General features: G+C 33.9%; 23 protein-coding genes. 10 read left to right on the forward strand and 13 right to left on the reverse strand.

The window, feature by feature from the left end; genetic code table 11:
• Window positions 1–43: 43 nt before the first annotated feature.
• The gene (locus tag QGM60_RS01115; RefSeq protein ID WP_281138373.1) at window positions 44–1183 is read right to left on the reverse strand and encodes a hypothetical protein; all 1140 of its coding nucleotides are present in this window, start codon (window positions 1181–1183) and stop codon (window positions 44–46) included.
• A 467-nt stretch (window positions 1184–1650) separates the two neighbouring features.
• On the opposite strand from QGM60_RS01115, the gene QGM60_RS01120 reads away from it, so the two are divergent.
• The 4 genes from QGM60_RS01120 to QGM60_RS01135 all read left to right on the forward strand — a co-directional run bounded on the left by QGM60_RS01120 (window position 1651) and on the right by QGM60_RS01135 (window position 4402).
• Complete coding sequence (locus QGM60_RS01120; RefSeq protein ID WP_281138374.1) at window positions 1651–3261, forward strand: BspA family leucine-rich repeat surface protein; 1611 nt, start codon at window positions 1651–1653, stop codon at window positions 3259–3261.
• An 83-nt stretch (window positions 3262–3344) separates the two neighbouring features.
• Window positions 3345–3617, forward strand: coding sequence for a helix-turn-helix domain-containing protein (locus tag QGM60_RS01125; RefSeq protein ID WP_281138376.1), 273 nt, complete (start codon window positions 3345–3347; stop codon window positions 3615–3617).
• Window positions 3618–3620: 3 nt separating this feature from the next.
• Window positions 3621–3893 carry a hypothetical protein gene (locus QGM60_RS01130; protein ID WP_281138377.1) on the forward strand — a complete coding sequence of 91 codons (273 nt, stop codon included), beginning with the start codon at window positions 3621–3623 and terminating at the stop codon, window positions 3891–3893.
• Between the two features lie 50 nt (window positions 3894–3943).
• Window positions 3944–4402, forward strand: coding sequence for a JAB domain-containing protein (locus tag QGM60_RS01135; protein ID WP_281138378.1), 459 nt, complete (start codon window positions 3944–3946; stop codon window positions 4400–4402).
• Between the two features lie 29 nt (window positions 4403–4431).
• Here QGM60_RS01135 and QGM60_RS01140 read toward each other — a convergent pair whose 3' ends face one another.
• Window positions 4432–5112, reverse strand: a complete 681-nt coding sequence (locus QGM60_RS01140; protein WP_281138379.1) for a hypothetical protein — start codon at window positions 5110–5112, stop codon at window positions 4432–4434.
• A gap of 46 nt (window positions 5113–5158) precedes the next feature.
• Here QGM60_RS01140 and QGM60_RS01145 point away from each other — a divergent pair, with 46 nt between their 5' ends.
• The gene (locus tag QGM60_RS01145) at window positions 5159–5452 is read left to right on the forward strand and encodes a hypothetical protein (protein ID WP_281138381.1); all 294 of its coding nucleotides are present in this window, start codon (window positions 5159–5161) and stop codon (window positions 5450–5452) included.
• Here QGM60_RS01145 and QGM60_RS01150 read toward each other — a convergent pair whose 3' ends face one another.
• The 6 genes from QGM60_RS01150 to QGM60_RS01175 all read right to left on the reverse strand — a co-directional run bounded on the left by QGM60_RS01150 (window position 5453) and on the right by QGM60_RS01175 (window position 11010).
• Entirely contained in the window at window positions 5453–6328 is an 876-nt protein-coding gene (locus tag QGM60_RS01150; protein ID WP_281138382.1) for a hypothetical protein, read from the reverse strand. It lies immediately after the preceding gene.
• Entirely contained in the window at window positions 6325–7740 is a 1416-nt protein-coding gene (locus QGM60_RS01155) for a TraM recognition domain-containing protein (protein WP_281138383.1), read from the reverse strand. The genes QGM60_RS01150 and QGM60_RS01155 overlap by 4 nt, the downstream gene beginning before the upstream one ends.
• A 515-nt stretch (window positions 7741–8255) precedes the next feature.
• Complete coding sequence (locus tag QGM60_RS01160) at window positions 8256–8606, reverse strand: hypothetical protein (RefSeq protein ID WP_281138385.1); 351 nt, start codon at window positions 8604–8606, stop codon at window positions 8256–8258.
• Between the two features lie 501 nt (window positions 8607–9107).
• The gene (locus QGM60_RS01165; protein ID WP_281138386.1) at window positions 9108–10049 is read right to left on the reverse strand and encodes a hypothetical protein; all 942 of its coding nucleotides are present in this window, start codon (window positions 10047–10049) and stop codon (window positions 9108–9110) included.
• Window positions 10050–10186: 137 nt separating this feature from the next.
• Window positions 10187–10549 (reverse strand): DUF3768 domain-containing protein, encoded by a 363-nt coding sequence (locus tag QGM60_RS01170; protein ID WP_281138387.1) that lies wholly within the window; start codon window positions 10547–10549, stop codon window positions 10187–10189.
• A gap of 50 nt (window positions 10550–10599) precedes the next feature.
• Window positions 10600–11010: a hypothetical protein gene (locus tag QGM60_RS01175; protein WP_281138388.1), complete on the reverse strand. Its 411-nt coding sequence runs from the start codon at window positions 11008–11010 to the stop codon at window positions 10600–10602.
• A 346-nt stretch (window positions 11011–11356) separates the two neighbouring features.
• On the opposite strand from QGM60_RS01175, the gene mobF reads away from it, so the two are divergent.
• Complete coding sequence (gene mobF / locus QGM60_RS01180) at window positions 11357–14053, forward strand: MobF family relaxase (protein ID WP_281138389.1); 2697 nt, start codon at window positions 11357–11359, stop codon at window positions 14051–14053.
• Window positions 14037–14444, forward strand: a complete 408-nt coding sequence (locus QGM60_RS01185; RefSeq protein WP_281138390.1) for a hypothetical protein — start codon at window positions 14037–14039, stop codon at window positions 14442–14444. The genes mobF and QGM60_RS01185 overlap by 17 nt, the downstream gene beginning before the upstream one ends.
• On the opposite strand, the gene QGM60_RS01190 is transcribed toward QGM60_RS01185, so the two are convergent.
• Window positions 14426–14866, reverse strand: a complete 441-nt coding sequence (locus QGM60_RS01190; RefSeq protein ID WP_281138392.1) for a type II toxin-antitoxin system HicB family antitoxin — start codon at window positions 14864–14866, stop codon at window positions 14426–14428. The two genes, QGM60_RS01185 and QGM60_RS01190, sit on opposite strands and share 19 nt — an antisense overlap.
• 33 nt (window positions 14867–14899) lie before the next feature.
• Between QGM60_RS01190 and QGM60_RS01195 the strand changes: the two genes are divergently transcribed.
• On the forward strand, window positions 14900–15280 hold the full coding sequence (locus tag QGM60_RS01195; protein ID WP_281138394.1) for a hypothetical protein: 381 nt from the start codon (window positions 14900–14902) through the stop codon (window positions 15278–15280).
• An 89-nt stretch (window positions 15281–15369) separates the two neighbouring features.
• On the opposite strand, the gene QGM60_RS01200 is transcribed toward QGM60_RS01195, so the two are convergent.
• The 3 genes from QGM60_RS01200 to QGM60_RS01210 form a co-directional block, all read right to left on the reverse strand.
• The gene (locus tag QGM60_RS01200; RefSeq protein ID WP_281138396.1) at window positions 15370–16653 is read right to left on the reverse strand and encodes a tyrosine-type recombinase/integrase; all 1284 of its coding nucleotides are present in this window, start codon (window positions 16651–16653) and stop codon (window positions 15370–15372) included.
• A 269-nt stretch (window positions 16654–16922) separates the two neighbouring features.
• Window positions 16923–17135, reverse strand: a complete 213-nt coding sequence (locus QGM60_RS01205) for a hypothetical protein (protein ID WP_281138397.1) — start codon at window positions 17133–17135, stop codon at window positions 16923–16925.
• 60 nt (window positions 17136–17195) lie between these two features.
• Window positions 17196–17468 (reverse strand): hypothetical protein, encoded by a 273-nt coding sequence (locus tag QGM60_RS01210; RefSeq protein WP_281138398.1) that lies wholly within the window; start codon window positions 17466–17468, stop codon window positions 17196–17198.
• Window positions 17469–17690: 222 nt separating this feature from the next.
• On the opposite strand from QGM60_RS01210, the gene QGM60_RS01215 reads away from it, so the two are divergent.
• Window positions 17691–18059, forward strand: a complete 369-nt coding sequence (locus QGM60_RS01215; protein ID WP_281138400.1) for a hypothetical protein — start codon at window positions 17691–17693, stop codon at window positions 18057–18059.
• A 276-nt stretch (window positions 18060–18335) separates the two neighbouring features.
• On the opposite strand, the gene QGM60_RS01220 is transcribed toward QGM60_RS01215, so the two are convergent.
• Complete coding sequence (locus QGM60_RS01220; protein WP_281138401.1) at window positions 18336–22604, reverse strand: hypothetical protein; 4269 nt, start codon at window positions 22602–22604, stop codon at window positions 18336–18338.
• Between the two features lie 141 nt (window positions 22605–22745).
• Between QGM60_RS01220 and QGM60_RS01225 the strand changes: the two genes are divergently transcribed.
• Entirely contained in the window at window positions 22746–26336 is a 3591-nt protein-coding gene (locus QGM60_RS01225) for a hypothetical protein (RefSeq protein ID WP_281138402.1), read from the forward strand.
• The last annotated feature ends 644 nt before the right edge of the window (window positions 26337–26980 follow it).

Genomic DNA, 26980 nt, shown 5'->3' on the forward strand with positions numbered 1-26980 from the left:
ACCACTGAAGGCTAGTTTTTAAATGTTTTTATTATTGTTTGTATTACTCATTTTTTGGCTTTAGCACATCTGAAAGTATATTTTCAATTAATGCATCGTATTCTTCTTTAGCCTCAAGGTATTGGTCTGATTCTTTGTCTTCAATTTTATCCATATCCTCTTTTAAGCTATCTGCTTTTCTTCTAAACTTATAATCATTATAAACCTTAATTGCGTCTATCAACGGATCTAATGTTTGTCCTTGTCCTTCTCTAATATTGTAAAACTTTTCAAGAACAACTGCCGAAGCCGCAGTTGGTATGAACTCATTGTAATTGTCGTTTTTCGCACCATCTAAACTTATGATGACATATGGTATATCTCCGTCGTACTTGTTGCCACTAGTATCTACTAATCCATCTGTCGATAGACTGTATTTTCCAAATTCTCTATTTATATCTACACTATCTTCTACGATAAGTCTGAAATCAGCTACAGGAATTGATTCCCCTGGAGTAGCAAACGCTAAAGATTCAGTAGCTTTAAAGACTGGTGATTTGTCAAATACCCTACTTCCTATATTACCAGCAACCTTCAAAATTGAGCTTGCAGCCAATAAATGGGTACTCGCCGACATAAATAGTGGTATTCCAGCTGCTTGGGATAATGCTGAACTAACGACATCAAATGCTTGATTTGGAAATTCATCAAAACCTATTTCTAATGTTAAAATTGTATTAGTTTCAGTCAATGCTGGGGAATAATGAATTAGAGGCGTACCTTTATCAGTAGCTGCTGGGTTGGACATCCCATGTTTTTCTCTTACATCATTTGTTAGAAAGTTTATCGCTCTTGGTGCGGCATCAAATGTAGCTATGCTTTTCATAGCTGATGTAACAAGCATGTCTTTGGTTTTGTCAAAAATACTTTTCTTAGGATACTTTCCAGTATAAAGATGTCGTATTTGAATCGTTAAGGGTTTACCACCACCGATAGGTTGAAAAGGGGTAATCTCACCATTTGGTTGTAAAATAGATTGAACAAAATTGTTTGATTCTAATTTTCCGTTCTTGAACTCCACTGACGCAGAATTAGCATCTGTTTTTAGTTGGTTTGAGAATGTTGCAATTTGTCCTAACACTGCCTTTTCCTGAAATTCAGCATTTGAGACAATAGCATTTCCAAGAAGTCTGTAAACTGCCATTTTAAATGTTTTAATAGTTAATAAATCACTTTTCAATTAGGGATAATATACATTTTCACTATTCATCACTCTGAACGACAGGCAAAATGTCTTGAATAAATCCAACAAGAGAATAGTTGAATTTATTAACTATTAAAATCATAAGGGAATTATTGTAAATATAATAAAAATTGAAGCGCTATGGTTAACGAATTAAAAAATTCCTTTGGATGTAACATTTTTATCTATATAGATACCATTTTTAAATTTGGACTTTTCTATGAAAACAAGCAATAAGTTAATTAAACTCAATCATTTTGTTAGCATTAATAAGAAAATTCATGTTGGCACAATATATTTAATTTTCGGACAAATTGTACCTAGAAGACCAAAGGCAACTCTATTGTGGGTTTCATTAAGTAAACTATAATCATAAATCGTCCTTACTCAGGGTATTCTACTTTTATTAATCTTTCAACTTTGATACAATGCGAACAAATACGAATAAGGGATTTTGGGTGATCATTTTTTTGATTAGTCAAAGCCATTTTTTTGCACAAACCTCTGAAAATGATTTTGTGACTACTTGGAAAACTGATAACCCAAGTACTCTAGATAATTTAACTATTAAAATTCCTGTACTTTCAAATAGTTTCACCTATAACTATGATGTGGATTGGAACAATGATGGGGTTTTTGATGATTTAGGGGTGACTGATGAAATATCTCATTCCTATAGTGTGCCAGGCACTTACACGGTCAGAATAAGAGGTCAATTTCCAAGTATTATAATCAATAATGATACTGATGTTGAAGAAAAGATTATTTCTGTGGAGCAATGGGGTAATATTCAGTGGGGTTCAATGTTAGCTGCCTTTAAAGGTGCAAAAAATTTAACAATAAATGCTACTGATACCCCAGACCTGTCTAATGTTGATACGATGTACGCTATGTTTGAGGGTGCAATTTCGTTTAATCAAAATATTAATAGTTGGGATGTCAGCACTATAGAAAAAATGCAATTCGTATTTCACAATGCCACTTCTTTTAATCAACCTTTAGATAATTGGAATGTTGGCAATGTTGATAACATGCAAGAAATGTTTTCTGGTGCAACCTCATTTAATCAAAATATTGATAGTTGGGATGTTGGTAATGTTGCCAATATGAAAGAGATGTTTTTTGATGCTGAATCTTTTGACCAACCTTTAAATAGTTGGGATGTTAGTAGTGTCACAAACATGGAAAAGATGTTTGCTTTTACAGCTCCACCTCCTTTTGGCGGTCCAAGTTTTAATACATTCAATCATCCTATTGATCAATGGAATGTTTCTAATGTGACCAATATGAGAGGCATGTTTCAATACTCGCAAAGCTTTAATCAACCACTTAATGATTGGGATGTTTCTAGCGTTAATTTCATGTATTCAATGTTCTGGTCGAGCGACAGTTTCAACCAACCTCTTGATAATTGGGACGTAAGTAATGTTACTGACATGGGGGGAATGTTTGCACTTACAGAAAGTTTCAATCAACCTTTGAACAACTGGGATGTCAGTAGTGTCGTATTCATGGATTATATGTTCGACTTTGCAGATGTTTTTAACCAACCTTTAGATAATTGGAATGTAGAAAATGTGACAACAATGGAAAGAATGTTTACTGGTTTGACACTTTCAACAGAATACTATGATGCAACTCTAAATAGTTGGGCAAATCAATCATTACAATCTAATGTTGAGTTTCATGGTGGAAACAGTAACTATTGTAATTCTGAGACAGCAAGAAACACCCTCATCGATACATATGGGTGGACGATCACAGATGGTGGTCTTGATTGCTCTGGGTTAAATATAGAGGAACTTTTAGTTGAGAATATTGATCTATACCCTAATCCTACAGAAGGTATAATAAATATTGAATCACCAAGCTATATTAATATTGATACAATTGAAATTTACACATTATCAGGGCAACCTGTAGGGGTTGCAAACTTTGGAAATAAACAAATGAATTTAGAAAATCTTAAATCAGGTATTTATTTTATCAAACTTATTTACGACAAACGCTATGTTATAAAAAAGATAGTAAAACAATGATTATTTAATTCACTATATAATTGGCCCACTAATAGTGGGCTTTTATTTTGCTTTTTATTCTCAATTTTTCCGATATTAGCACTATGCAAGTTGTTTGTTTACAGGAAGAAGCATTTTATAAGCTTTTCGACAAGGTCGTTGAACACTTGGAAGAAAAGCGTGACAAAGACCATCAATTCAAATGGATCGATGGCGAACAGGCCATGTCTCTGCTCAATATATCTTCAAAGACCACATTACAAAAGCTCCGTGATGAAGGAAAAATTCGTTTTTCCCAACCCAAAAAGCGTATCATTCTCTATGATCGCAATTCCATAAATGATTATTTGGAACGTCATGCAAAAGAACCATTTTAATACATGAGCGATACAAAAGTTGACAGGGATTATCTGGAAGCCTTTAACCAAGGCTATGAAGTGGCCAAGGAATTGGGGCTCAAACCTGATGATCTAAACGGTATCAATGCCGGCAATAACCGCATGCAGGCTATGAAAGACGGTATGGAACAATATGGTAAAGATATTGCCCTCGAGAAAGATATCATTCCTCCATTAGATTTGGATGGTATGGACAGAAGCTATACCGATCTAACACCTAATCCAAAGCACAAGGATAAGGATATTGAACTATAAATTTTCTTTATGTCAGTACAACCTTAATTTAAATTGGCCATATTGGCCTGATGACAAAAAGAGACCTTTATAAAATTTCAGAGATAAAATTGACCTATACTCGAAAGGTAAAGGCAGATGAACGTCCAAAAATTTCCAGTTCCAAGGATGCCCACAGACTCTTCCGTGAAAATTGGAATGACCTTACTATTAATCTTTTTGAGGAATTCAAGATATTATTACTGGACAGGAACAACCGCTGCATGGGTATAGTACCCATATCACAAGGTGGTGTTTCAGGCACCTTAGTGGATGCCAAACTTGTCTTTTCCTCAGCACTGAAAGCAAGAGCATGTGGTATTATTCTAGGACATAATCATCCTTCAGGAAACACAACCCCTAGTGATAGTGACATAAATCTGACTAAAAGACTTGTAACAGCGGGAAAATACCTTGATATTTCAGTCCTTGACCATATTATACTAACTGATGAGAACCACACTTCGTTTGCAGATTTAAGTCTTATGTAAGAATTAATTGACCTAGCCCTAATAATTGATCACTCAAAATCGTCTGAAGGTGAAGAAGTTCTACTTCTTCCCACCGTAATATCTTTTTCATTATCCTTAAAGTCATCCTTTACAGACCTCCTATTAAAAACTTTTTTATTTTTTTCTTCGTCCATATGTACGAATTGTTCAATGTTCTTTTGTTGCTTGAAATCCTTTTTATCTATCTCCACAATATCCTTTTCTGATTCCAAGGTACCAAACACCTCCCTGGACTTCTTGTCATCCATTGTAATATCTAATTTGTGATCTTTTGTTTCTTGAAGTTCTTGTTCTTTCCACTTATCCAAAACAGCATCAGAATCTTTCTCTAGTAATAATGCTAAATCTTCCCTCCCTAATTCGTCCAACAGTTGTAAATCTTCTGGCGGGTTACTTTCTTCAAAATGATTTTTAGTGGATTGAAAGATCTTATCATTGTAACCTTTATTGATTGTCTCATATTTTTGTATGTATGTTTCATTATCCAATCCTTTTGACTTAAAAGTCTTATCAATGGTTATGTCATTTTCAGGTGTCAATTTAGGACTTGGCTTATTATAGGATGTTGGTCTTTCCTTTTTTAAATCATCAAGTGCATCCTTTTTTTCCTTCATCAATTGATGAATATTTTTATCCCCAAAAGCATTGCCCTTGATATATTCAAGCTGAAACTTTTCTAACCTTGCCATAATCTCATTTTTATGTTATTATTTTTTTTTGAACGGAGGAAAATCAATGAGTAACAAACATCCACTTATGTCATGGTCATCAATGGATAAATACCTCAATACCAAGCCAGAATATAAAGATGAAGCTCGTCAGTTGATTTCCAAGGAATTGGGGTTTAAGCCTAATCTTCAGGCATCGATGGCCTCAGAAATTCAAATTCGTGGCAGTATTGAACGTTTCCACAAAGGCGAACTTCCCAAAGAACAACTTGAAAAATTTGTTAAAAATATGGCTAAGTATATTGAAGATGTCATCCTTGAAAAATTTCCTGAACAAGCTCATCTAGTGAAGAAAAAATAATCATCCATTTCCTCCACCGGTACTCTCAATATTTTCATTTAAGCCTGTGCTTTTGTGATCCTCATCCAAAAAATCATTGACCCAAACATCCTTTGTATCGCTCATTGAACTGTTAACTGCATTGTAAAGGGCCGTCCTTGTTTGTTTATCCTCTGGTAGCTCGATAGGTAAATACACCCCTTTTGTATCCTTTTTGGATTTTCTCCTGATAAACACATCATATTTCATTTCATTGGAAATCTTCTTATCTATGTTATCCAGAACCCAATTACGTCCCTTTTGTGCCTTGACAAAATTTCTGACACCGTAGACAAAGCCACAAAATATAAGGATTATTCCTACCGCTTTGGAAAATTCAAAAAACGATAATAAACCACCTATAAAAATCGGTAAGGCAGGCTCCAACAAAACCCTGACATGGTAACTTGAGATTTGTACACCCAAAAATTTATTTCCAATCAGTTCCCACCAAAATGGGGCTATCTCCCCATCTGAAAGACTAAAGCGCTTAAAGTCATAGGTAGTACCGTATTTTTTGATCTCCAGTCTATGTATTATAGCCATTACTAGAAAGCCTACCGAGAAAAGAAAGAGAAAAGTACCGCCACCTTTTAACCTAAACCACTTATCAAGAAACCCATAGGCAACATTGATAACTATAAAAAGACCGATGGACTGTGCCAAGGTTATATAGCGTTCCCCAAAACGCCGTCTCAAGAACACTTCTACAATCGCAGAGGCATGGGACGCAAACAACATAAAAAAGCTAGAGAAAAATTCCAAGGCGGTGTTGTTGCGACTACTGTGAATCTCTATAAAAATATTTCTTTTTTCTGGGTTGTACTTGTAAAACAAGCTGTCGGTTGAATTGCTCATATTTGTTTTTGGTTTATAGTGAATAATGCATGATTCTTTCCAGTGCTCTCAAAGGGAATACCTTGACGGTGTACAATAGTTTCCACACAGAATTCATTGAGTGGCCCACCTGTTCTTTGTCTTGCAAAATCTGACGGCTCGATGGTATAGAGCATATTCTGTGAACTGCCTTCGCTAAAACTCGAATTTTCCCCCATGGATTGCCCTTCACTCCCAACCCATTTAAGTTCCTTTCCAACTAGGTTGGCTGCATATTCATTAGTCTCTACATCGGAATTGGCGTGAAAAAACTTTGTCCCCAAGTTGCCCGCTAGTGCCTTAAAATGGTACATTCCCCTTTCCCCTCCACCTGCATGCAAACTGTAATTAGGCAAGTTTTGTGTTAGGTATACGGTACAGGCACGATAGCTTCTTGCTGTGGATTGATGATCAATATCATGGTCGTGAAGAAAGTAATGAGCTTCATCGACCCATAAGAACACAGGGCGACTTCCCTCCCTTATCTGCCGTCTTTGCATCGCTCTTTGCCATACGTACTTAAATAAAATCTGACCGTCTCGTCCTATATTCTCATAAATCAGATAGGGCAAGTTGAAAACAATAATTTTCCCCTTAATGGTATCCTCAGGTGTTACGGTCGTGTCTGTATTGAACAGAGAATACAGAGGATCACGCATAAAACGGTCCCCAAAGCCAAAGAACATCTGCTCTACAATGGATCTGGTTTTTTCAGAAAGATAGAGCCAATTACCAAGAAAGAAGTCCTCGATGATATAGAGCCGTCTTGCCATATTATCACGCTCCTTGGATTGTGGGGCTTTGTTGAGTTGCGTAGCAGCGTGCTCCATTGATTGAAAACAGGCTGAATTTTTTCTCCAAGTTTCGTTAGCCAATTCAGACTTACTTTTGGGGGCGGATTGGATGATTTGATAAATATGTTCGAAACGAATTTTCTTTTGTACCAAAAGGCACAAATCCACGGCATTGACCAATAGTTGTTGTAAAGATGCATCCCAAAATGCCTTATCGGATTCCCTTCCATCATCTGCTCCTGCCTTGATAACTGTTTTTAATGTATCGGCTATATTATGAGTGATTCCTGTTCCCTTATCGGAACGGCTACTTTCATAGTCCAAAAAATTGAAGCACTCCGGGGAATCTTGACCTATGACTATTAGGTCATCTTCCCGACCAAAATCCTTACAATAGGTTTTCCAAAGTTGAAGTTCATCTTCCTTGGCAGTCAAGATCAATCCCCCAAACCCATTTTCTAGATATTTTTTTGCCAGTAGCGCTCCTGAACCTGATGTCTTACCACTGCCTAGTCCTCCCATGATGAGAACACCCTCGCAGGCATCACGAATGGTAAAGGGATGACCCATTGGCCATTGTATCATTGGAATGTCTAACATCTGTTTCAATCGAATTCAGATGTTCTTAGGGGATTAAGGTGTTTAAATATAAGGATTTATTTTTTACTAACTGATTTTCAAAACAATACAATCTACATTTTATGTTTGAATTATCTTAATATTCATAAAAAAAATTGCATAAGCACCGCTTAGGGGAGATGTCTGATTACTTTTAGCACTGCTTAGGGTTAGGTATTATGCAGTGCTTAGGGTACGTTTTGTAATTGGTAATTAGCAATGCATATTGTTTTATAAGGGTCAAAGTTAAGGATTTTCGATAAAGGATGACAAAGCTTGACCTAAGCGATGCTAGCTAAGTGTTAACAAAACAATTAGCACCGTTAAATAAAGTTTTTGGTTAAAGACCAACCTGTTGAATTAAAGGTATCTTTTACTTAGGGATAAGTTTTTAATTTGCTTAGGGGCAGATTTATAAATGGTTAATTTTGTGTTCTATTTAACCTTTTTTGGTGATTAAAGAGTATCAAAATCAATATTTGAAAATGAAATATGCTTTAACCGTCATCAATTTCAGTATAGATTTGAAAGGCAGTTTCCTCAAAGGCAAACCAAGCCAAAAAGTTTTTGATATCGTCTTTTATTTGCAATGCTTTACCTGTGTTACTTTCATAAGTCTCTTTTAAAATTTGGATGTCATCATAATAGCAATCAAAAAAATTGTGGGTGTCTTGGTAGTAAATCAGGGACGTTACCATTCCACTGATACATCCGTATTGCTGTAAATCCTCAAAAAACAATTTGGGATTATCATATCCAAGAGCCTCTTCAGCCACGAATGCTCTAATGGTTTCAGGGTCGTCATCGATAATATCGTTTAGGTATGTTTTGATTTTGGATTTATCCATAGGTCTGCTCCTTCAATAATTTTAAAGTGGTCCCATCGAAAACCTTTAAAAGAGCAAGTAGGAATCTGAAAGAGCATTGCTTGTCCCTATTCAAGGTTTGAGATATATTCCAAAAATTATTGATTGGTAGTACTGAGCTAAATAAACCAAAAGAATTTAAAACGAATTTTAGAGTCAGTAGAAAAACCATTGCTAAGTAAAAGAACTAACCATTGGGCAAAAGCGCACCAACCCCAATCCCATATCACAGACCAAAGGCCCCAAAACTACCAAAACTAATACTACGCAGTGTCTATGGGATTAAAAAAATAAACAACCTGAAATTAAAAAGACCATTCATATGAATGGTCTTTAAATCGTTTATTTTCTAACGACTAGTGAACTCCACCACCGCCAGCATATTTAATTGTATACATTTTAATATCCTTTTTTATTTTCATAAGTAGTTAGACAAATATAACATTAATTTTTGAGATTGTAAATACAAAACAAATGCCAAGTTTAAGAACTTGAAATGTAAAACAAAACCTTATCCCCAGGATATAAAGTTTCATTTTTCAGAAGTTCATGTGTGTCTTTCATATTTTTTGGAAGCATTTCAGTATTTTCGCATTCATCAAGAAACGTCTTCGTATTTCGCTCTATCTTGTAATCTATCTTTATTGCAACATCTGTTCTATTAATCATTTTTAAAGAAAAATTATTAGTAAACCTTTTTACATATGTGTAATGCCAATTGTTGTCATCATTTTTATCGGTATCAAGTTCTTCATAAACAGAATATTTAAGACCTGAAATAGCACTCCCGCCATTTGAGATTTTAACCTCTTCATTATCTTTCCTATGTATCTTATCTGAATATAATATTTCTACTGATTTATCAATAAATATTTTATCATTACTAGGATTTAGAGTATCTTTTATACCTGCATATTTTATATAACCATAATTACCTTTTAGTTGTTTATCAGGCTTTACAGAGTAACCTGATTTGACTGTAAAAGGTATATCCTTGCACATATTTACAATTTCAGCTTCTATTTCACTGTAAACTTCTACTAAATTGTCATTCTTATTTTTGATTTCTACATAAGTATGATTTTTTTCTGTATAAGCAACTATGTCTTTAATTTGTTCTTCTAGATAATCTTTACCTTCATTTTTAACTTTTGGATTATTAGCAATTGACCTTACTCTACTTCTAAATTCTTTATTTTCAGGATTTGACATTGAAATTTGTATGATCAATAATAGAATTCCAATAGAAGTAAAAAATATGATATCTTCTAGTAAAGATGCATTAAAAGACACCCAGTAGTCATCTTTTTTTGATAAAAAGAAAAAAAATTGTATCGCCCAAACTCCTAAAAGAAGGATTACAGAAAAGATTAAAATCCAACCTATGTTATATTTATTCCAAAAAAAAGATAACTTTTGATTCATTTCAAAAAACTGTAAAACTTTGTTTTTCAATAACGTAAAAAAAATAAAAATATCCAATAAAACATATAAATACTCTACGCTATGCTTTAATTATACTTATTTCTATGATGATTTTTTTTTAAGTTAGACTTAATTTCCTAATATTCATAAGGCAACATAACAGTTAAAACACGTCTTGTAATTTCAAGATTGGAAGGATCTTCACTACCATAAAGGTATTTAGTATCATAATAATCAATCTTCCAGATAATGTCCTGTTTATTTTCTTCCAAGGTAAAACGCCCATAATCGTGTTCACTATAAGGATCATTATCTTCATTGAAATTTTCATACTCCCACAGCTTTATGAGGGTATCAAGTTTCTGAAAATTGCTAAGGTTCATAACGCCCTGCGTCATACAATATTTGCCCTTGACCTCTATAGTATTGGATTCAAGCGTTCCAATATGTTTTCTGAACATATCATTTTGCTCGGCCAATAACTTAGTGTTATAGTTCATAACATTTCCTTTCCTGTAAAGAATAAGGGGGCTTTTGCCCCCTTATCGTTTTATGGTCGTGGCTGTCCGTTGACGGCTACTTTCTTCTTTTGTGCTTGTTTGGTTTCAACCACTTCACGAGGCTTGTTCTCAAAAATCACAAGGTCTCCAAGATTGACCTCAAAGCAGTTTTCTTCCTTTTCGGGTTTAATCTCGCCAAACTGTATTGAGGCTTCCTGCCCATAGATTTTGGTCTTAAGGAACAGTTGGAAACGAGGTTCGCCTTTCTTGGCATTAGGAAACTCCTTGATGCGAAGCTTTTCGGGACTTAAGCCCATATAGCCCTTTTCGGGATTATTCCAAATGGCTGATAGCCTCATATTTATGGGATTTCCAAATTGCTCACTCTTCACATAGAGGGAATGCGTAGGCTTGTCGCCTTTGGTTTTGGTGTCCGTGGCTGTTTTGTTCTGTGTTGTCATCGTCTTACTCCTTTGTTTTAAAATTGAGATGATGGGGCTTAAAGAACATCAAGGCAGAAGTTGTTTGTCTAGAACCACACGTTTACGCGGGCAAGTGGCGGGCAAACAACTGCATTGGTGTTAGAGCCTTTTTCAATCATCCAGTGCTTTGATACGGCAAAGGAAAGCGATGGTGTACTGACAGATATAACCAAAAGCCAATACTTTATAACCAAAGGAAAAACGTATCAGAATATTTTGTATTTTAGGATTTCTTAATCCCTTAAGTATCCGTCCGTAGCTCGGTTAGCCAAAAACCCTTATAGAACAATTGTCATCAAAAATTGTTAGGTAGGATATGATACGTATGTTTCAAAGCAAGACCTCTGGTCACGCCAAGAGCTATTTTCGGGATGCTCTTTCCAAAGCGGACTACTATATCGAGGACCAGGAACTTAATGGTAGGTTCAATGGACGCATTGCCAAACAGTTGGATATTGAAGGACAATTTGTCGATAAGGAACGGTTTGAAAAACTCTGCGACAATATCAATCCCACTAATGGTAACTCCCTGACCCAACGAACGGTCAAGGATAGACGTGTTGGATACGATATCAGCTTTCATTGCCCGAAATCCGTGTCCATCTATCACGCTTTGAGCGATAATGATACGGCATTAAATCTATTCAAGGAAAGTGTCAGGGAAACAATGGTTGAAATGGAATCGGCAATGCAGACTCGCATCCGTACACAAAACCAATATGATGACAGGGATACTGGCAAAATGCTTTGGGCTGATTTTATCCACCAAACGGCAAGACCTGTGGACGGACATCCACCAGATCCGCATTTACATTGCCACTGCTTTACGTTCAATGTGACCTATGACGAGGTTGAGAACAAGTTCAAGGCAGGGCAGTTCCACAATATCAAAAGGGATATGCCCTATTATCAGGCACGATTTCAAAAGCGCTTGGCGGACAAGTTTTCTGAAAAGGGTTTTGATATAAGAAAAACCAAGAACGGTTTTGAGCTTTCCGTTATCCCTCAAAAAGCCATTGACCATTTTTCCAAACGCACCAATAGGATTGGTCAGGTCGCCAAGGAAAAGGGAATTACCAATCCCAAGGAACTGGACGAGCTTGGGGCAAGGACTCGGGCTAAAAAGCAAAAAAATAGAACAATGCCAGAATTGCAAGCATCGTGGCGCAATCAATTACTGGATAATGGTATTAATGAACAAGTAAACAGCGAGACAAAAACGACCAATAAAAACCTAACCGCCAAAAAAACCATAGAATACGCTATTGACCATTCCTTTAGTCGGGCAAGTGTCAAGCGAGAACGGCAAATTTTGGCAGAGGGTTACACCTATGCGATTGACAACAAGGACGTGTCCTTGGATGCCATAGATAATGCCTTGGATAAAGATGATAGGGTTTTTCAGATTGAGGTTGGAAGCCAAACGCTTTGCACCACGGCTTTGGTCTTAAAGGAAGAATGGACTATGGTTCAACTTGCCCGAGAGGGAATGGGCAAGTTCAGACCTTTTCAACCGTCATTTCATCCCGATAAGCAATTTAAAAAATTAGGCAAGGAACAACAGACGGCACTTAAACATATCCTGACTTCCCAAGACCAGCTCACGATGATAAAAGGCGGTGCAGGGACTGGTAAAACAACCTTGATTTCTCAAGCCGTAAAGAATATTGAAAAATCGGGCAAAGAAGTATTTCTTTTTGCACCGACCTCCAACGCTACACACGATGTATTGAAAAGCGAGGGTTTTGAAAATGCCCAGACCGTGGCACGATTTCTCATTGATAAGGATTTACAGGATCAGACCAAAGGACAAGTCCTTTGGATTGACGAGGCAGGAATGCTTGGCACTAAGGATATGGCGGATATTTTGAACATTGCCAACAAGAACAAATCTCGGGTCATTCTCTCTGGTGACCCAAGGCAACATTCAGCCGTTGACCGAGGGGATGCAATGCGGATTTTAAAAACCGTTGGATACGTCCCACAGGCTTCCTTGGAAACCATCTATCGGCAAAGGGAAGAAAACTATAAATCTGCGGTTTTTGATATTAGTAAGGGCAATATTGTGAGTGGTTTTAAAAAACTGGATACGATGGGCAGTATAAAGGAAAGTGACTATGTTGATATTTCAAAGACTTTGGCAGATGATTATTTAAAGACCATCAATGAAAAGAAATCTGCACTGGTCATTTCTCCAACTCGGGAACAGGCAAGGAAAATCAACCAAGATATCCGACGAGGCTTGAAACAGAAAAAATTAATTGCCCAGAGAGAACGTATGGTCACGATATTGGACAACAAATATTTGACATTGGCTGAAAAACAGGATGTCAGGAACTACAACAAAGGGGATATCATCCAAGTCAATCAGCATATGAAAGGTATTAAAAAAGGTGAAAAATTAACCGTAAAGAAAACCAAGAACGGTCAGGTTATTATAATGAATGTTCAGGGCGTACATCATATCCTGCCCACACTAAAGGCAAAGGATTATGATGTGTGTCTTCCTCGACAAATAGCTTTGAGCAAGGGTGATGAAATCCGAATTAATAAGCCACGTTATGACGAGAAAGGAAAACGATTGAATAACGGAACAGTCCTAAAAATCAAAAAACTTAGCAAAAAATACGGCATCACTGCTGTTAAAATATCCAAGAACAGGGTAAGTGAATTTCAACTGTCAGAGGATTTTGGTAATTTTGATTATGCTTATTGTTCCACCTCTTATGGAGCGCAGGGCAAAACAGTTGACCATGTCTTTATCAATCAACCAAGTGCGACCTTTCCCGCCAGTAACCAAAAACAGTTCTATGTATCGACTTCTAGGGCAAGAGAGAATGTGACTATTTACACAGATGACAAAGACGGTCTATTGACACAAATCCAAAAATCAGGTGACAGACAGGGTGCAACAGAACTAGTCAAGGACAAGGATTTTATGCCAAGAACCGTTGATATTGATGTGCCCAAAACAAAGAACAAATCTAAAAATATAGACAAGGATTATGAGCCAGACCTATAAATTCAAAAGCTTGGAAATTGCCAAGAACGGCAAAGAAAAAAAAGAAACGACAAAAGACCCAAACAAACTTAATGTTTATGAGGTTGGGGAAACCAAGACCATTGATTTTGAACTCCTTGATGGAACGCGGCAGAATTTTAGCTATGCCCATTATATAACTTCTTGGATAGGCAAGGATGGGGATGAGAGGGTTATCAAGATTTTTTTTGCTACGCATTTAGTCACTATTAAAGGTTATTGTCTCGATCCTGTTTATGAAGCAGTAGCATCACTTAAACTTAAGAAACTTAAAGCTAACAATGTGCGTTATATAAAGAGTATCGAGGAAGGAAAGACTTATATTATTATGATTGAAATAAGGTGGAAAAATAATCAGTTAGACAAATCTTGATTTTTAGAAATCGAATTAAGTCTAAAATCTAGGTCATATCCAAGAATATTAAAGGCTTTTTCAAATTCAACAATAGTTGACGGATGTTTTACATCGAGAAGTCCGTTTTTTTCGAGTAACTTAAATTGTTGGATGTTTTCAAAATCAGTTAACAGATTATATATTTCAATTTTTAAACTAACATTATTAGTTAGTTTAAGGACACCATCTGCACCTGTTTCTTTAGCACTTTTAATATCTTTAAAAGAATCTGGAATTTTTTTATCATTTTGAATGAGTGTGTTTAATTTATTATATAGATGTTCCCATAATTTTATAAACGCCTTATCATACGTATTACCTTTTCCTGTTATATTATCAAAGCTTGGCAAGCTTATTTTGTATAATCCATCCATTCGAGTAATTTGTATTGTATAGTACATTTAAAATCCTTATTTTTAAGAAAACTCTATGATATGAAAAACTTAACACCGCTTGTACACAATAGTTTAAAACATGAAATGGACATAAAGTCAATAAACGATAGCGACACTGAATGCTTAAAAGAGATAAAAGAAGTTTTGAAAAAATATAATTCTCTTGATAGATTTGGAATAACATTATTGCACAAACATTTTGAGCTTGATAAGGATGAAATTCTTATAGAAGCTGTAGATGAAGAAAATAGAATCCAAATTATAAAGCCCTTTAAGATTGAGGAAGTAGAAAAAATGGAAGGCGAAGTTATTGAAACTTCGTGGGCATTAATTGATGAAAAAGAAGCTATTTTGGCTTGTAGAAGAAAATGTGTTAAAACTGGAGAAGGTCATTACAATTCTCACGTTTTTGGCTCTTGAAGTAAATTGTTGATTATTAGTTTTCTTATAATCAAATAGCTTAAATCACATTGAGTTGATTTAAAAATATTATCTTCAATTAAACACTTTCAAACATTAATCTTAAAGATAATTTCTCTCAAATGCTCTAAGCTAGCCCCATCCCCATATTTGGGTCTTTTAAATTTGTGCCCCATTAATTGACATTGAATTCTATCGGGAATCTCTAAAGCTGTCAGTCTATCCTGAAAACTATGCCTCAAAGAATACAGACTATGTTTGAGTGTTGGTCTTAAATTATTTTTAGAAAGCCATTTATTGATTGTAGAAGTTAATTTATCTGATTTACTTAGATATTTGCAAAACCCTTGTGGATGCTCCTTAAATGCTTTTAGTGCTAATCCAACCAAGGGTAGTTTTCGTTCACTCTCTTTGGTCTTTAATGAATACCCCAATCTTGGTCTTATATGGATATAGGGTATTTCTTCATCCAAGAAAATATCATCCTCTGTAAGATTAACTATTTCAATAGGTCTAGCTCCTGTATTGGCACAAACAAACAGGATATTTTGCGCCTCCTTATCCAGCCCTTTTAGTGTTTTAGGGTTTAAAATTTTATTCCTAATAAATTTAGTTGGGTAGGATTTTCGGGTTTGCCTATCCGTTTCCTTAATATGGATTTTCTTGAATATTTTATCGACATCTAAATTTATTTGTTCGTGCGTAGCAACGATTTCCAAAACACCTTTTAAGTGCGTAAAGTCCTTATTTACCGTGTCAGCCTTTATACCATCAGTTTTCATTCGTTTTAACCACCAATCCCTGAATTTTACTAGGTCGAGATTGGTTATTTCATCTATTGGTTTGTCATTTACTTGCTGGATAAAGTTATTTACCGCTTTGATTCGTGGATTCTTCCACTTACGCTGTTGGTCAGGGTTTTTGTTCATCAATGTTGGTTTTGAATATTTCCAAAACCTCTCTAGGGCTTGTGACAATAAAACATTGCTTTGGGTATGTGTTTCCTTGCCCAATAGAGCTTTTACGATAATTTCATTATCTATATGTTTCTTGATTGCGAATATGCGCTCCAACAGCTCTATTAAATTAAGCTCACTGATTTCCTCAACTGGACGATATCCAAAGCCTAGTTGCTTTGATGTTTCCATCAATTGCTTAAATTTTACAGGGCAATGTTTTTCTTTCTTCTTTGAAAGTGTTTTCCAATAGTTTTCAATATTATCGTTTTCAGCAACCACTTTTCTAAAAGCGGTTCTTTTGCATTGGGTTCTCAGAGCTACCCTTACTCGCCCTCTATCATCATACATAGAAAAACATTTAGGGACTCGACGGTCATAAAAATACCATCCGTTGCGATTGAGTAAATATCTCATTTTGGTTTCCGTTCTGGTTACCACTTTGGTTGACAGAATCACAAGGTTTTGACCCTTATGAAACCTGATGAGATAATAATTTGATTTATTCCAATGGCTTACTGACATAAAAACTTATGTAAATGGAGGAGAGGATGGGATTCGTAAGGAATTTTACTCTCGGCTTAAGCCCTTGATGTGTAAAGAATAAATCTTTTATTAAAAACTCATCAGGTCATTTTTGGTTGACAACGTGGTTACCGTTTTTGACTGCCAAACACTAAAAGCTATTATGACCTATCATTGATCATTTGTAAAGCTATTTTTTTATAGTTTTGCTTTTCCTTTTGTTGCTCAATCTCTTTTAAAATTCTGACGAATATCGACAAGTATGCATCACCATATAACTTGACCACTTCTGCCATTATGAGACTGGCTTCTTGCATTAACTCGATGTTTATATCCTCTTGACGCAATGTTTTTCTTTTTGGAATGACACTCATTTAAATCCCCTCTCTTTTTGAAAAAGGGTGTTTGCAATTCTACAAACACCCTTTATTTAACTATGACTTATAATTTTGAGGATTAACCAAATACGCTTTCAAATCATCAATTCTATAGGCCTTACGTTTACCGTGTAGAGTGAGATTATGAAGTAAGGGAAACCGTCCTGCTTTTCGCTCTCTGTACTGTGTTGCTTTATCAAGTGTTGTCATTATCTCCATAGTCCTAATGGATATAAAGGCGTTCATATTCTCCATTAATGCAGCTACGACTTTTGGTTCTTCATCGGGGTCAATAAGAACGACAGAATTGTTTTCGATTGTTTTAACCATTTGTTTTCCTCTTTTTGGTTTCAGTTCTTGAATGTTTTAGAAGGAAAGTTCAAAATAGTGTACTGACTTAAGGTTTTTATGCTTAACACCTTAATGTGTTTTTTATCACGTATAATCTATAATCTTATGGAAATTTGAAAAATATGCACGTATAAGCTCACTGTCTTTTGGCTTATGAAAAAACAGTCTTAGGACATTAACTGAAATAGAAAGGAATATAAAATGCATATTAAGTTTAATTATCCTCATAAAATCAGAAGTGATTTTCTCCATGATGTTGTAAAGCAGTTGATAAGGCAACGCTATCGTCTTGGAATTACCCAAGACGAACTAAATCATACACTTGGCGTTGCGGACAGACTGGTCAGCCACTGGGAATGTGGCGTAAGAAGTCCGACTGCTTTTCATCTTTATTGTTGGGCAGATGCATTGCAAAGCAAGTTAATGATTATTCCCAAAGGCATCGATGCTGATGGATTAATTAACCTTCTTGAAGAACAATCGGCAAATGACAATTCACAAAGATGTGAAAGGTCTGTCAATGATAACAAGCCTTTTATACCTGAAAATAGGTTAAGGGTTTGTAATTAATCTTTCCTAAATAGGTAAAAGGGAAGCGGACACACAAAAGTCCGAGCTTCCCTTTTTTTTAATTATTCATCGATGAATTTAGTACTACAACCAAAATGTTGTAAAACCTGGTCTTTTGCCATTAGTATTCAACTCTAAGGGCTTGTTGATTGACCGCTAGTTTAATCTTTCCCTAACCTATTTCACATGAAGAAGTTAATCATACAAGAAAATCATTAAAAACACCGATTAAATAGTTTATAATATAAATATGCTCTGAGTTTATTTCAGATACTTCTATGCAAAATAATACTGATATTCTCTGATTTTACCTACAATAGACGGAAATGGCATTGGTTTGGATTCAAGCTTTATGTGTATATCTTTTAAATCCAATATAACTTGATTGATATAATATAAATCATGCTTATCGCTGTTGAGAGATTGCCTAATTTTCTCTAACTCATTTATGAGTTGTTGACATACCTCTTGTGAGTTATTCTGAGCAATAGCATTAATTGATTCTACAATAAACCTAATGGGATTGCTGTAATCATCAAAATTAAATTCATTGTTGTCATAATAAGTATTTATTAACTCTATTATGTCAGGAATTGATTTTGGGTTGGTGTGTTTAGGAAAATCTTCTGTTCGTAAACTGTTTTTTGTTCTTCTTGTGTAAACTTTTTGCCCTTTAATCCAATTGTTAAAATATGAAAAGGCTCTTTCGTAATTAGACTTGATAAGATATTTAATACCAATTAATTCTTTTAAAGACTCTTCATTGGATTGATAGTAGTAAAGTATTCTATCTTTGACAAAATCGCTTTCATCGTTTTCAATTAAAATATCAAAAACAGGCCAAACGATATCATCCGTAATTTCTTCTTGCATAGATTTATCAGCGATATCTTTGAGCAAGGAAACCGAAAGGTTTATTTGACAATACTTCTTAAGGATTTCTTTTCTAAAATAGTTGTTCTGATTATTTTCCAGTAGATATTCTTCTATCTTAGGATATGTGTCCTTCAATTGGTTATCGAAGGCATACACAAAATGGTTTTTTCTTATTTGTTCATCACTAATTCCGTTTCGTATATTTTGAATAATTCTATTATCAATTATTGACTTATCAAGTAATTTACATATATAACCAATACCAAAATGTTGTTCATTAAAATTCATCCTTCCGTCAACCTCTAGAAGTTCTAAAAGAATCTCATCTGGGTATTTTAAGTTTAACAAGTTTCTGAAATACCATATAAGACCGCATTCTTCCCTATCCAACAAACATTCCGATTTCTCATTAATAGACTTAATTTTTTCTTGGCACCAATCATTGATAAAATCAAACTGTGATTTGGTAATTCTCACACCGCGCTTATTCATATTACTTAAGTTATTCTTTCGCTTAGAATGAATATTATCCTTGATTTTTTTAATAAGATATAAATCAGTATCAATCAATTTAAATACATCTTCACAGGTAATATGTTTAAAATCAGAAAGCCTCAAGGTGTCATGCACTACATTGATGGCAGATTGAGGAATTGACCTTTGTAGTTCAAGACTCTTCCAATGCAATTGTTCAAATGCATGAAGCACATCCCAATTTGTTTTATTCGATTCAAGTTTATCAAAAAGAAGTTTAATGACATCTTTCATCTTGTCCTTGTGAAATAATAAATCGAAGCTCAGACCTTCCTTGAGTTTATGGAATTTTTGCCATTCGGCCCTCTCGGATTTCTCTAATATTTCACCATTAAAATCATAGTTTGTTTCTTTCAAAATAAGTTTTTGAAAATCGAGACTCAATTCTAAGTTTTCCCAGCTTAGATTGTTCCTAAAGTAGGATATAGTTTTATTATTAACCTTATCTTTCTTGTATTCTTCTAACAAAAACTTAATACTATCTTCATCGGCTATATATGACATAAACCGTATACCTATCCTATCTCTTAAATCATAAAACCTTAAAAAACCTTGGTATTGAGTATTAGTGATTTTAAAAAATTCGCAGAATTTTTCTTCAAATTCAAAGAGATATTGCCTTTTATCAATTCCTAAATAAATAAAGTTTACGACCTTGTCAAACACCTTTTTGTCCTCAAAGTACATTTCCGATAGTCTTTTGACCGTATCTTTTATTTCGCTTTCGTTAAGATGATAACTGTCTCTTCTTATTAGTAAAAAATCTAGAGCAAATAAGAAATCGTCAATGGCTTTAAACTGTAACAGAACATTCTTTAGGTTCTGTCTTTCAGTTGAGGCTACGTTTCTTTCGCCATCAAACTTTCTTGTCTTTTGTCCTGATATGATGGCAGCGACATTCTTAATATATTTTCTGTGATTATTAGAGTCAATAGATTTTTCGTTAGTTAATAGGTCTTTTTGAAAACATTCCAGTATGGCTGTGAAAGTTCTGTGATAATCATTTTCTACAATATTAGATAGCAGCTTTTCAAAAAATGTTTCGTCAAGATGATATTCAAGACGTTTTACAAACCCAATCAAATCTGCTTTTGCATCTAAATCAAAGTCATCATTTCTATCATCCAGATACTTTAGGACAAGTTCTTTTATCTCATTTTCTCTTTCTTTCAAGTTCATGTAAGACAGTAAATGGAAGGCAGATATTCTTGTTCTTCTATGATTTGTAATATCATTAATTTCAGTTATTAAAAAATCAATGTCTTTTTTAGTGTTCGCGAACTTGGCTACTTTTCTTGTCTCATTATCGTAAGACCTTATCCATAACGTGTTCTCTTTACACCTCTTAATAAAGTAATCTTGAAAAACCTCTGACCTTATTTCTTCGGAAACTCGGTCAGAATCTGACTTAAATAAAACTTCAGGGTCGTTCTTTTTTAACCATTGAATTAATTTAACATATACATCTTCGCTTGAATCCAAATCATTGATGAGATAGGATATTGAATTTAGCCAAGATGGATGTGTTTTATTATTTGCAGAATTAAGACTTATAAAACTTATAATTTCTTCAAACGGAAGTTTCATCAAAGCCTTGGCGACAAAAAACTCTTGAAGGTTTTTATGCTCAAATTGCCACCTGTCAGCATTATATATTTTTTCAACAAAACAGGAATTAATCAGTTCAGCCTTATGATTTGGAATGAGAATTGTTAATTCTGAATCTTCAATTATTCTTGATTGCATAGCCTCTATCGATAATGCAATTTTTTTACAACCAGAAATTATTATTGATTTGTCAAATACTTCTTTGTTCCTAAATTTTTTAACCCTATCCTCTTCCAATCTTTTGTCAACGTACTTTTCAACTAGATCTGTCTTGTTTTTTGGCAGGCTCGATTTTACCGAATAATACTCCCCAAAAAGGTTTAGATAAAAAGGATTTTCTAAAAACTCTCTTTGGTCTTCATTGACATATAAACTTGAAATTACGTTACGTGGTAATTTGAATTCTGACCGTAGATAATCTATGGCACTTCGGTAACTGATGCTATGCAGAAAAAAACATTCAAATTTTGGAATTCCTTTTACGATGTTTTCATAGACATTCGTTCTACAACTGATAACAAAATAAATATGCTGTAAGTCATCTCTATTTTTATCTAAAAAATTCTGAAGCTTGGATTTGAACTCATTGATATATGATATTTCGTCAAGACCATCTAGAACAATCAATAGCTCAGGTATCTTATCCCAGTCCTTAGGAAGAAAATCACTTATTTTACTATCAACAGTAAAACTGTTTATAACTCTGTAAAAAGGGATAATGTTTGTTTCTTCTCTATTTTCCCAAAAATATAGTGCCAATTCAGTCAATTCTACAGACTTACCCAAACCTGGATTTCCCAATAGTGCCAATCCATCATTTTCCGAGTTAGAAATGTTATCTTTAACTATCGAGATTAAATTACCTAAGCCTTCTTCATTGTGATAAAGTTGTCTATGAGATTTTTTGGTTTCTCTTTCCTTAATTATAGTTCGCGGAATATAATTTGAGCACTTTTTTGTATCAGAAATGTATTTTACTTTATCTTCTTCTTTTATTACAATCTTTCTAAATTTTCCCCTCGAAAGAATGATGCTTTTAAACTTATCAATTTCCTCTTGGTCATTTATTTTAAAACTAAGCTCTTGATTATAAATTTCCTTGTAGATGTCTTTATTCAAAGCGAACAAGCTTTCAACACCATTAGATTTCTCTAATAGTCTTATGTTGAAAGGAAAAATTCTATTTAATGTTGGCTCTGATTTTTCTGCATTTTTACTGTTTTTGAAATTCGACTTAGGACTTACAAATAGTGCCATATCTTTTTTATTCAAATTGTAATTTGTTACTAAATCATGTGCTTTTGTATATATGCTGGCAAAATTTACATCGGTAGAGTAGTCTTTACACTCTATATAAAATATGCGCTCTTTATAATCTTTACCAATAACCATTTGAACATCAAAACCATCTTGTGTTCCATTAAATTGAATACGTTCTTTATGTACTGTATAACCAAGCTTTTTAAATAGGAAAGAGAAGAACTCTTTTGTTAGTATTTCAAATTTTTTACCATCGTTTTTCATCATTTAAGTTTAATTAATTTTATAGATATTTCCTAAATATTTGCAGCAGAAACCTTCAACTTTTAATTATTGAAGCCTTGAGAGGTTATTTTTAATTTTTTTGATTTATTAGAACTAAATTTGTGAAATACCAAAACCACTTTTTTGAGCAAAAAAACCTCAAATATCGGACCTAGAGATTATAAGATTTCAGAAATAAAAAGGCTATTTGTTGAGTCGCACAACCAATGTGCTGAACCAAATTGCAGTAATTTCTTGATTGCAGAAGATAACATTACTGTCATTGGAAAAATATGTCATATAGAAGCCGCAAACAAAAATGGACCTCGGTTTAATGAAAAAATGACCAATGACCAAAGACGGTCTTATGATAATTTAATTTTGCTTTGTGATAAACACCATCAGGTTATTGATAATCCATTAAATGAAAGTAAGTTCAAAAAAGAAAGGTTACTTCAATGGAAATATAACCATATCAAAAAAAATAGAGGACAGAATCTAGAGGTATCAATTGATAGCATCCAAGAATTTATTAATGAAACCAAAGCATTTTACTCAAAAATAGAGAGTTTGGATGGGCCTTATAAACCACAGTTGACACAAGGCTATGTTGAAAGGAATATAGAACAAGAGCTTATAGCTACTCTAAAAAAAGAAAAAGTTCTGCTCTTAACCGGAATATCATTTTGTGGTAAATCGCAAACTGCATTCAGGATTGCTTTAGATTTTTATAACCAAGATTATTTATATAAACGCGTTTTGAACACGCGTGATGCGTCCTCATTTCTTGAGTCTGAAGGCAAAAGACGTATCTGTATCTTAGAAGACCCTTTTGGCCACACCTTTGGTGATGAAAAACTCTCTGAGCTGAAATTAGTAAAAGATTTGCTTGAGACTTTACCCGAAGAAAATCTTCTAATAGTGACTTCAAAAAAGGAAATCGTTCTTTCTATTTTCAATCAAACCAATTTGAGCGACTCTTCTTTAAATGGATACCAATGGCTTGATTTAACAGTGGAGGACCAGAAGTTTTTATTAGACATCTGGGAGCAGCTAATAGTTGATTCAGATATTTTACCTGAAAATGAAAGCGCTATAAGGCAACTGATTATTGAGGGAAATGAAATTCAACCAGGACAATTGTATTACCTCTCTAAGCAAAAACAGTTGTCATCAAAAAAATTCCTCAAAGTGGATTTGTATAAAATGGCTCAAGTTGATATTGATGATACTTGTAACCATTTACTGGCAAAAAATGACCTCGCTTGGAAGATACTCGCATTACTTGGATTGGGCGCAAATACCAAATACGGATTATCTATCAATGACTTTGATTACATTTTCAATAATCAAAAACAAAAACTTTCTTTAGAGAAAAAAAGTGAAGATCTAGAGACATATTCTTTTTATCAAACGAAAGAGTTTTTGCTACCAGAATATGACCCTTCTGGCGACGACATTTCAGATATAGAATTAGCATTAGATACTTTGGAACAAAGTGGCGTTATAGATTTTATGGATGACCAATATGTTTTCACACATCCTCATTATCAAGAAATCGGCAAGAAGTTACTTACCCATTTGTCCCGTGGAAAAAAAAGAAGATTAATATCTGAAATTAGCAATCTTTTAACTTGTTTAAATGAAGAATCAGCTTTCATTTGTGCAAACAATATTGATGCTGTTTTCAAAAATTTTACCGAGCAACAAAGCACAATCATTGAAATTGTTAATGAAGTTCATGTTAATAGTATTTATCCAAAAGTCTCAGATAGTTGCGCACAGTTTTTAATGAGCATTTATGATAATACATTAATGGAACACATGAGGCCTTCACTAGTTTTTAAACTTCAAAGTACATCTGAAGAATATAAAATCACGTTTCATAATGATAAACCTTATCGCTTCAGTTATGGCGACTTTTTTAATGATTTAGAATTTATTTCTAAGGATGCTTATCAAAGCATATTATCAAAACTGAGAGCAAATAGTAATTTATCAATTAGTGATATATGGAGTGGCCTATTGACTACCCAAAATTATGGTATGGTTCCAAATATTAACTTTTTGGAATATGCTTTTAAGAGTAGTGAAGTGTTTATAAGAAACATTACTGCCTATCTCTACTTCTTAAATTTTAATTCTGACGCTTATTCCCAACTCAAAGATAAAATTCTAACAGATGAGCATCCTAGTGTACTCTTTTTTGCCTTAAAAGGATTTTTTCAAGGTTTACACAATAACAGCAAGGCTATAAACAAAGATCTAAGTGAACGATTTGAGTATTTTTTTAAAACCAATAAAATATTTTGTATTCGGGCTAGTAATTTGATGACCAATTTCAATACAGATTATGCTAGCGATAGTATTAGCTGGAGAGACATTCCTAAAAATGTGCATAAATGGCATTGGAGAATTTGGGCCAGACTTTTTGTTCAGTTTTTAAAAACGTTTCCTAAAGATGTTGAATATTTTCATTACGCACGTTTTTCTGGGACTATGAATAAAGCTAAGGATATGATATATCCAAATCAAGGGCAACAGATAACTAAACAAATGTTACAAAGGCTCAAAGAGATTTCCAAATTGAGAATACTTAATCACTTTGAAATGCATTTGATTGAGTTTTTTATAGTCTCAACCAAAGAGGAACCCTCTCTAAGAAATGGATTATTTAAAAAGTTTTTTGACCAAAACTTACCGACCTATTTTGTAGGTTACAATATGGTGTGGACTTTTGGAGTATGGGAAAATTTAACAAAAGAGGAAAAAGGTATAGTTTGTAGTGCTTTATCTGATAGTAGGTCTGATAAATTATGGCTTCAAGCTATGGTTTTGAATAACCAAATAGTCCCACCAAAAGAAATTATAGAAACTATTTTTGGAAATCAAAAGACAATTAACCAAAACCCAAAAATCTTTTTGGAAGAGATTGACCAAGAACTTATAGATAAAATCATTACAGTTTATTTGGGAAAAGACAGCGCTTTTGAAGAACTTGGTGTTTCGGGTTCTAGTAATTGGGTAAGGAATATTTTGTACTTCATAGTTCAAGAAAACTTACCTTATAGGTACTACGACTGTGTCAAATTATTTTTATTACATTTTATCAACGGTATACCAAGTGACGAAGTAGACTTTTTCGTAAAATTGTGGAAGGAGGCTTATAACAATTGTTCTAATAAGGATAAGCTTCTTGATACAGTTATAAATTCTGTAGGTAGGTCATCGTTCTGCATGCATGAAACCACCAAAATTTTCCAAGTGATTATTGACTACCACTTAGACTATAATGAAGGTAATTTTTTAGCAACGAAGCTTGCAAGTAACTACCAATACTTATGCTATTCGAATTCAGACGGAGATATTTTTAAACTTTTAGAGCACAAAAACTTCTTAAACGAATTTTTTGACTTGGAGATGCAAAATCAAATTCAAGCCTTTCATTTATTTGAAAAAATTATTGAGAATAATTTAAGCTCTGATGAAAAAGAAATTACATTTTCCAAAATTACGGAAATAAGTAACTCAGAAGGTTTAAAATTACAATGGTTTCAGCAATTAACACGAAAGCTAAGAGAGGGTGACATACTTGAAACCGAAAAACTTAATGAAATCGAACAGATATTAGAAAGCTTGAAGGAGGATCAATGGAATTTCTTTTATCCAAAAACAGAAGATAAAAAGCTTCACGGATTTAAATATCATTATGGTGTACTCTCTGTGAAAATATAACAAACCACCAATTTTCTTGAAGATATTTTACAAGTTTAATGAGACTGACGCCCACTAGTGGTTTAAGCTTATTTAATAGATAACTTAAAGGTGTTTTATATAAATTTGTTGTACCTATGTTGTACCTGAATAAAAAAAGCCTTTGCAAGAAAACTCGCAAAGGCTAGTACTGAAGGCGGGACTTGAACCTATACGGCTATAATCCATAATGTCATCGGATTTTAATAAGTTCAATAGCTTTTACCTCTTCTGTTTGGTACATGCATTGTAAAGCAAGCTAATTATTATTTGCAAGGTTATAGATATCGAAGGACTGATTAACATTTTTGAAGAATAACTTGTAAATTTTAATTCACATGAATGCGAAAGGTTTATCAATAATAAACCTTATATGATCGAGAATAGGATTAGGGTTTATAATTAAACCTACATAAAAAGAAAAAGAGAAGCTGACAAACAAAGCCTAGGCTTCCCTTTTCTATTTAGTATTTTCTTAAATTTTATATACGAACCTTTTCCTTTAACTATAAAAATATATACTTATTGACTAATGCTCATGTGTATATTTTATGTAAAAAAAATAAATGATATGCTGGTCAAATTGGGTTCTAAGAAAATATTATTTTTAATGGCAATTGGTTCTT

It is taken from the genome of Winogradskyella sp. SYSU M77433 (assembly GCF_029911945.1).
GTDB lineage: Bacteria > Bacteroidota > Bacteroidia > Flavobacteriales > Flavobacteriaceae > Winogradskyella.